This is a genomic window from Cyclobacterium salsum (assembly GCF_010119245.1).
Classification (GTDB): domain Bacteria; phylum Bacteroidota; class Bacteroidia; order Cytophagales; family Cyclobacteriaceae; genus Cyclobacterium; species Cyclobacterium salsum.
In genome coordinates, this window is the sequence record NZ_WNKG01000040.1 from 1 (window position 1) to 1,294 (window position 1,294).

General features: G+C 38.1%; 1 protein-coding gene. It reads right to left on the minus strand.

The annotated features are described in order from the left end of the window. Positions 1-39: 39 nt before the first annotated feature. Positions 40-1,035, minus strand: coding sequence for an IS110 family RNA-guided transposase (locus GJS45_RS23565; RefSeq protein ID WP_162344348.1), 996 nt, complete (start codon positions 1,033-1,035; stop codon positions 40-42). Between the last annotated feature and the right edge of the window lie 259 nt (positions 1,036-1,294).

Sequence of the window (1,294 nt, forward strand, 5' to 3'; positions counted from 1 at the left end):
CTCCGTATTCTAAGGTTAAAACAAGGACAAAAGGAAATTTTATGCGGCATATTTGAAAGTGTCTACATAGCTGGAGTTTCGGTTGATTACAGCGAAAGCTCTGGCAATGATTTTATTTCTAATGATGTTGAGTGTACTCATTTTGTTTTTCCCTTCATTGACTCTTCTTTCATAATATTTCTTCATTTCTGTATTGTATTGGATGGAGGTGCTTGCACACATCGTCAACAGTGACTTAATCCTTTTGTTGGCTAATTGGCTTGTCTTGGTTTTTCCTTTGAATGTCCCTGACTGATTGGGGAAGGGAGCTGTACCAGCGTAACTGGCGAATTTTCTCCAAGTACTAAACCTAGAGAATCCTTCTGTCAAAATAATAAGTGTTAGAGCGGTCTGTGGACCCACTCCCTTGATTGAGTTGATCAGGTTATATTGCTCAGTCAGAAAGCTGTCTTTTTTAAGAAGCTGCTCCATTTCATTTTCAATGGTTTTGATTTGTTCATTCAAGCAGGCTATAACTGTTTCATGGGAGCTTTGATAAACTTTCATACCATTTTCAGGTATCACAGAATCATATTCTTTAAGCCGTGTTTTAAAAGCTGCTCTCTCTTTAACCAGCCTTTCCCGGTAGGACAGCAGCTTTTTTAAGCTAAGAATAGTCTGGGAGGGGAGCACAGTTGGAGTGATTTTTTCCTGCTTTTCGTAGAGATATTCTGCAATATCTTTCGAATCTGCTTTATCTGATTTTCCTCTTCTTATCCCTAAGGAACGCTTGAGCTCAAGGCCGGACATGATGTAGAATGGCAACCCGTATCTCTCAAGAAACGAAGCAATTTGTGAAGAATAGATACCGGTGGATTCGAATCCAAAAAGAAGCTCTTTGGCCAATACCAAGCCGGAGTTTTCCATGACCCATTCCACAAGCTCCAAATACCCCTTTTCGTTGTTTGAAAAGGTAGCATGAGAATGATTGATTTTAAGGTAGGCATCAAGAGTAGATTTACTTATATCGATTCCGATAATTGATTTGAAATTCATAACTTGACTATTAAAGTTTAACAAATGAGAGTTGCGGAAACTAAAACCTTTAACAGGCCTTGAAGCCTAAAATTCTAACTGGTTATTTGGCAACTCAATTAAGAATGGGGACTGATACGGAGAATAGGTCACTAACCTTGCCGCGGCGAAAGTTCACCCCATTCTTTTTTAATATATTAAATATTTGAATTGACTCTAAATCAGATAGATATTACATCCATTTTTCACCTAGTAATTCTATAATGCAAACCTAAAGGCC